Origin of the sequence: Aeromicrobium sp. (genome assembly GCF_037719875.1) — a bacterium.
Classification (GTDB): Bacteria; Actinomycetota; Actinomycetes; order Propionibacteriales; family Nocardioidaceae; genus Aeromicrobium.
Genome location: NZ_JBBJMJ010000002.1, coordinates 375,996 through 382,100, shown reverse-complemented (window position 1 = coordinate 382,100; position 6,105 = coordinate 375,996). Strand labels below are relative to the sequence as shown.

Here is a 6,105-nt window from a genome sequence, read left to right as displayed (position 1 = left end):
GGGGTTCCCGCCGGGGGGGGGGCCGTGCGGCGGGCCGCGGCGGGGCCCCCCCGGGGGGGGGGGGGGGGGGGGGGGGGGGGGCGGTGGCTCTTCGGTCTTGTTCTCTGGCGCCGGTGTGTCCGTCGCGGCAACTTCAGCGGTGGCAGTGTCGCCTTCCGCGGCGACGGCAGGCTGCGCGAACAGCACGCTTCCCGCCAACATCACCCAGACGATCAATAGCTTCTTCATGATTGAACTCCATCCGTGTCGCCCCTGACGGAACGGTCGAGTTGCCGTGTCAGTCTCCGGGAGTGGGAGTAGGAGTCGGGCACAGCGCGTTACATCGCTAACCCATCAGGCACGACGTTCGTCACGGCCAACACGGATCAAAAGCCTGAGATCATGGGAAAAGCGCCAAAGATCATCCTTTGTGATCCACATCATTAGTCACAAAGGACTATGCCAAGGCCTGTTGTGAGGCCAGATCGATGGCGGCTAGACACTCACACTCCCTGGCGTGGTTCGCGGCGCATCCGGGACGCGAGGCGCGCGCGCCCCCCGGAGAACCTGCCCCACAGCGCCTGCTGCAGGGCGAGGGTGGCCCAACCGGCCAGCGCCATTCCAGCCAAGTTGATGACCAGTTGCAAGGTGCTGCCCCAGATCTCGTGACCCGCTCCGAATGCCAGCCCCAGAGCGACGTTGCCGGCAGCGGGCACCGTCGTCACCGAGATGAACACTCCGGACAGTCCGCCCACCCTGGCCGAGGTGAGCGACAAGACCCCCGCGGCCGCGGCGATGACCGCCACGATGAACGACCACTTGTCCGGCGTGTAGATGAACGCCGTGCTGGGGCGGGGTCCGGTCACATCCTCGATCGAGATCCACCCGAGCGCGCGACCCAATAGCGCCGCAACGGTGGTCACCAGGATGGCGACCACGAAACCCGTCAACAGCGTACGAGCCGAGAGCGCCAGCAGGGCGTAACGACGGCGGACCAACGCAACGCCCACCGCCGCGACCGGCCCGAACTCCGGTCCGAGGACCATCGCTCCGATGACCAGGATCTGCGAATCCAGCACGATGGCGATCCCGGCGATCAGTGTCGCGAGCACCATGAAGCTGAGATAGGTCCAGTTGAGCTCCGAGTCCTCGTACGCCCGGTGTGTGACGTCTGTCCAGACGACAGCATCTGCACTGCGGCCAGGCGTGCGTCGTTCGGCGATCAGCCCTGGCTCGGACAGCCAGGCCTAGACCGGTTGGACGTGGATCGAGCCCGACCGGGCCAGCCCAAGACCCTGCAGCTGGTCGATCAGACCGTTCGCCGCCTCCCTGGCGATGTCTGCCAGGACGACGTCCCCGCTCGGGCGAACTGCGGCGCCTCGAAAGACCGCGAGACTGCTCACGGCGACTTCGTCACTGAGGACCGCCAGCACGTCGTCCGTCAGGTCGGTCGGTGAGGTGATCCGTAGGTGCAGCATCTGAACAGTGTGACGGTTCCGCGCGATCTCCGAGGCCGGCGAAGCGGTGTTTCAGTGCCCGATGACGAGTCGGGCCTGACCCCAGCAATGAGCGGTGGACCAGCGACCTATCCGAGGTGCCGAAAGGTCGGTAGGTCACCGGCTGCCGCCGCAGCCTTACGGTGAACACTGGCCTCGCGGGCGGCGACCCTACCGCCCCGCCCATCGACCGGGTGTGACCCCCGCCCTAGCCGCTGACCGGCACGAATGGACATACTGAGAGAAGTTTTGTCCACAGCAGAATCTGCCCCATGGAGAAGTGACCGCGTGCGAAACCCCCGAGCGTTCCTCCGTCCCCTTGCCGTCGGCGCCCCGAAGCCGGTCGCCGACATCCCGTTCCGGCCGAGCCGGATGATCCACTTCTTCGACCCGAGCAACCCCAAGATGGCCGACAAGGTGCCAGACATCGCGCCCAAGGTCGATATCATCCTGGGCAACCTCGAAGACGCGATCAAGACCGAGAACAAGGAAGCCGCGCGCCAGGGCCTCGTCGAGATCGCCCAGAAGACCGACTTCGGCCAGACCCAGCTCTGGACCCGCATCAACAGCCTCGACTCCCCGTGGGCGCTCGATGACCTCATCACGCTGGTGACCGAGATCGGCGACAAGCTCGATGTCGTCATGGTGCCCAAGGTCGAGGGCGCGCAGGACATCCACTACATCGACCGGCTCCTTGCCCAGCTCGAGGCGCGCGCAGGCATCACCCGGCCGATCCTCGTCCACGCGATCCTCGAGACCGCCGAAGGCATGACCAATGTCGAGGAGATCGCCGGCGCGAGTCCCCGCATGCAGGGCATCTCGCTCGGGCCGGCCGACCTCGCCGCGAGCCGGCGCATGAAGACGACCCGGGTCGGCGGAGGCCACCCCGGCTACCTCGTGCGGCAGGATCCGTCCGGCGAGGACCTCACCGCGGGCCGCGCGACCTATCAGCAAGACCTGTGGCACTACACGATCGCGCGTATGGTCGACGCCTGCGCCGCCAACGACATCCTCCCGTTCTACGGGCCGTTCGGTGACATCAAGGACGTCGTGGCCTGCGAGGACCAGTTCCGCAATGCCTTCCTGCTCGGCTGCGTCGGCGCGTGGAGCCTGCACCCGGTCCAGATCGACATCGCGCGCAAGGTCTTCTCCCCCGAACCGGCCGATGTCGCGCACGCCAAGGAGGTCGTCGAGGCCATGGGCGACGGGTCCGGCGCGGTCATGATCAACGGCAAGATGGAGGACGACGCCTCCACCAAGCAATGCATCGTCATGCTCGACCTCGCCACAGCGCTGGCTGAGCGCGATCCCGAGCTCGCCGCCGCCTACGACCTCTGAGGAGCCCCATGTCTGACACCACCCTGCGCCCACGCCGCTCCGTCCTCTACATGCCCGGCGCCAACGAACGCGCCCTCGAGAAGGCCAAGGGCATCGACGCCGACGCCCTGATCCTCGATCTTGAGGATGCCGTCGCCCCCGAGGCCAAGGGCGAGGCCCGAGAGCGAGTCTGCGCTGCGGTCACCTCAGGGGACTACGGTCACCGCGAACTCGCGATCCGGGTCAACGGCATCGGCACCGAGTGGCACGAGGCCGACATCGCGGCCGCGGCCAAGGCCGGACCCGACGCCGTGCTGGTCCCCAAGGTCAACTCGGCCGAGGAGGTCCGGCAGCTCGTCACCGCACTCGAGGACGCCGGCGCGCCCGACACGACGCAGCTCTGGGCCATGCTCGAGACGCCCGTCGCCCTCCTGCACGCAGAGGAGATCTGCGCTGCGCACGAGCGGCTCACCGTCATCGTCATGGGGACCAACGATGTGGTCAACGAGACATACGGCCTGCACGTGCCCGGCCGTAACCCGCTCGTGCTGACCTCGCTGTCGATCTCGCTGCTCGCTGCCCGTGCCGCCGGGAAGGTCATCCTCGACGGCGTCTACAACGACGTGAAGAATCTCGAGGGATTCGACGCCGAAGCCCGGCAGGGCCGCGAGATGGGCTTCGATGGCAAGACGCTGATCCACCCGAGCCAGGTCGAGCCGGCCAACGCTGCCTTCGGACCCTCCGCCGAGGAGGTCGAGCACGCCGAGGCCATGATCTCGACGTTCGAGGAGGGCAAGGCCGCCGGCCAGGGTGTCGTCACGTTCAAGGGCCGCATGGTGGAGGAGCTCCACGTACGTGACGCCAGACGCATCCTGGCGCTCGACGACGCCATCAGCAGCCGCTGAGCGGAAATGCCCGCACAACAGCTCTGAGGCGGATAACCTTCGGCGCATGATTCAGGACTCGGCCGAGACCAGGTCTCTCGCAGCTGAACGGCGCGAGCAGATTGCGGCCGCGTGTCTCGACGAGATCGCAGACCTGGGGTTCCAGCACGTCACGATGAGCAGCATCGCGCAGCGGGTGGGACTGACCCGCGCTGCGCTCTACTCACACTTCGACTGCCGTGATGAGCTGATCGAGTTCGCGATCGCCGATGAGATGTCACACATCCTCGGCGAGCTGTCGGTCCTGGTCGACGGTGGCACCAGCGCGCAGGACGTCGTCGTCGAGGTCTTCGCCTACATGTATCGGCGTCTCCGCGATCATCCGGTGATGCACCAGCTGCTCGGTGCCGAGCGGGTTCGCATGATGTCGCACCTGCGCGGAGACACTCCCGAGACCATCATGGTCGTCCATGCGGTGCTTGCCGACGAGCTGCGGCTGCTCTCAGATCGCACGACGACGCGGATCGACGAGGAGGCCGGTGCAGAGTTCATGGTCCGGCTCTGGCTGTCACTGCTCGTCAGTCCGCAGCTAGGACCCGATCTCTCGCAGGACGGCGTCGTCGAGGGGATCGCCCGTCGCTGGCTGCTGCCGGGAATGTTCATCTGACGACGAAGCGGCGAGCAGGGATCGCTCCCCACTCGCCGCCCGTCCCGGCTCTCGCCATGATGCTCTCAGCGGTTGCTGCGGATGCCATATATCTGGTTGTAGATCGCGGCCCGTTGCTTCTCGAGCTCGCGGCGCTGACGCACCGACTCCAGGAGCACGGCACGATCTATTTCGGACAACTCATCCCAGGCGCGCTTGCGCCCCTTGCGGGAGTTGCGGATTGCCATTGCCTTCACCCCCTCTCCATCAGTTCCTGTCGTCGGATGGGGATCTGTCGGGTTCTGCGCGGGCATGAGTTGTGTATCGAATTTCGTGGTCATAGCGCGCCTCCTTTCTGGAAGGTCGGATGGATGGAATAGATGCGGACACGAACGAATGAGCACATGAAAAAAGCCGCTCCAGATCAGAGATCCGAAGCGGCAGAAGTGCCAACAGGTGCGGGCTACTGCAGGTGCACTGCTTCGGAGGTCGGGCCGGTGAAGGACATGGCGTCGCGGCCAGTCAGGCCGAGCGTCACGGTGATGATGTTCTTCATGGGTCCACCTCCTTCAGCGTTCGAGCCCCCTCGCGGGGCAGTTCCACGAAGATAGCGCACCGCGAGACGGGTTGTAAACATCCGGCGTTTAGCCGGGCTGAGCCCGGTCAGTCGAACTCGAGCCGTTCATCGATCTCATCGCGGGTGTACCCGCTGGCATAGAGCAGGTCGGCCGCCAGCGAGCGTACCTGCGCGGCGATCGACGCGCTGTTCATCGTCATGGCATCGGGCAGCGCTGCCGAAGCCATGCGCGCTGCCTCGACGAGCTCCTGGCGGGCGTTGTCGAAGTCGTCGTGCTCGGACAGGTCGTCGGCGAAGATGCCGATCGCGCGGGCCAGGGCATCGATCGCCAGATCCATGTCCGGGGGGATCGCCTCGCCGCGGCGGAGCAGTGCCGAGGTCTTGCGTGCGAGCACGCGAGCATCACGTACGGCGTTGTCGAGGTCGCGGACCGTCGCGACATACGTCTGCACGTGCTCGCGTTGCTTCCACCGCATCGGCGACATGCGGGCGATCTCGCTGACATTGGCCGCCGTCGAGGTCATCGACTCGACCCGGGGCTGCATCGAGCGCGCCTCGTGCAGCGCCAGATCCGCAAGAGCGGCATCAGCGGTCCGGAGCGCCTGCGCGGTACGACTCAGGATGCCCGCGAGCCGCTCGAGGAATGCCTGGACCTCGCGATCGATGTCCCGGACGGGGTTGCGAGGGATCAGCAGGACCATCGCAAGACCGAGCGCGCCCCCCACGAGGGCGTCGAGGAACCGGGTGATCGCCGGGTTGCCCGAGCCGGCCGCAGGGATCACGACGGCCAGGAGGACCGAGGACGTCGCGGACTGTGTCAGCGCCAGACCCTTCAGCCCCAGCAGCGTGCCGACGATGACCGTGAGGGTGACGATGAGTGCGAGCTGCCACGTGCCGCGTCCGATCCCGAGGATCAGCAGCTCCCCCACCAGCACGCCGATCGACACACCGAGAACCAGCTCGTAGGACGTACGGCCGCGCAGGCCGCCGCCAGCTATCAGCACGATGATGCACGCGATGGGGGCGAAGAACGCCTGCTGGTGATCGAGGACGTGCGTCGCCACGAAGTAGGCGATCGCAGTGCCGAGGCTCAGCCTGACGAGCGTTCGCCACCGACGACGCAACACGTAGAGCCGGTCCTGCAGGGGGGCTGCGGGGCGACGCAGGCGAATCCGCCTCAGCGGGATGTCGCGCGCCGGGCTCATC

Annotated in this window: 7 protein-coding genes; 3 read left to right on the top strand and 4 right to left on the bottom strand. The window is 66.6% G+C overall.

Translation table 11 applies throughout. The features are described 5' to 3' along the window. Positions 1–482: 482 nt before the first annotated feature. Both WKF39_RS04720 and WKF39_RS04715 read right to left on the bottom strand, forming a co-directional pair. On the bottom strand, positions 483–1,094 hold the full coding sequence (locus tag WKF39_RS04720; RefSeq protein WP_340386072.1) for a DUF389 domain-containing protein: 612 nt from the start codon (positions 1,092–1,094) through the stop codon (positions 483–485). 132 nt (positions 1,095–1,226) lie between these two features. Then, entirely contained in the window at positions 1,227–1,457 is a 231-nt protein-coding gene (locus WKF39_RS04715; protein ID WP_340386071.1) for a hypothetical protein, read from the bottom strand. A gap of 306 nt (positions 1,458–1,763) precedes the next feature. On the opposite strand from WKF39_RS04715, the gene WKF39_RS04710 reads away from it, so the two are divergent. The 3 genes from WKF39_RS04710 to WKF39_RS04700 are packed head-to-tail and all read left to right on the top strand — an operon-like array spanning position 1,764 to position 4,343. Then, entirely contained in the window at positions 1,764–2,813 is a 1,050-nt protein-coding gene (locus tag WKF39_RS04710; RefSeq protein ID WP_340386070.1) for a CoA ester lyase, read from the top strand. An 8-nt stretch (positions 2,814–2,821) separates the two neighbouring features. After that, positions 2,822–3,697: a CoA ester lyase gene (locus WKF39_RS04705; protein ID WP_340386069.1), complete on the top strand. Its 876-nt coding sequence runs from the start codon at positions 2,822–2,824 to the stop codon at positions 3,695–3,697. A 46-nt stretch (positions 3,698–3,743) separates the two neighbouring features. Continuing rightward, positions 3,744–4,343: a TetR/AcrR family transcriptional regulator gene (locus WKF39_RS04700; protein WP_340386068.1), complete on the top strand. Its 600-nt coding sequence runs from the start codon at positions 3,744–3,746 to the stop codon at positions 4,341–4,343. Between the two features lie 65 nt (positions 4,344–4,408). Here the strand turns inward: WKF39_RS04700 and WKF39_RS04695 are convergent, their stop codons facing one another. After that, positions 4,409–4,579, bottom strand: a complete 171-nt coding sequence (locus tag WKF39_RS04695) for a hypothetical protein (protein ID WP_340386067.1) — start codon at positions 4,577–4,579, stop codon at positions 4,409–4,411. A 406-nt stretch (positions 4,580–4,985) separates the two neighbouring features. Continuing rightward, on the bottom strand, positions 4,986–6,104 hold the full coding sequence (locus WKF39_RS04690; RefSeq protein WP_340386066.1) for an FUSC family protein: 1,119 nt from the start codon (positions 6,102–6,104) through the stop codon (positions 4,986–4,988). Between the last annotated feature and the right edge of the window lies 1 nt (position 6,105).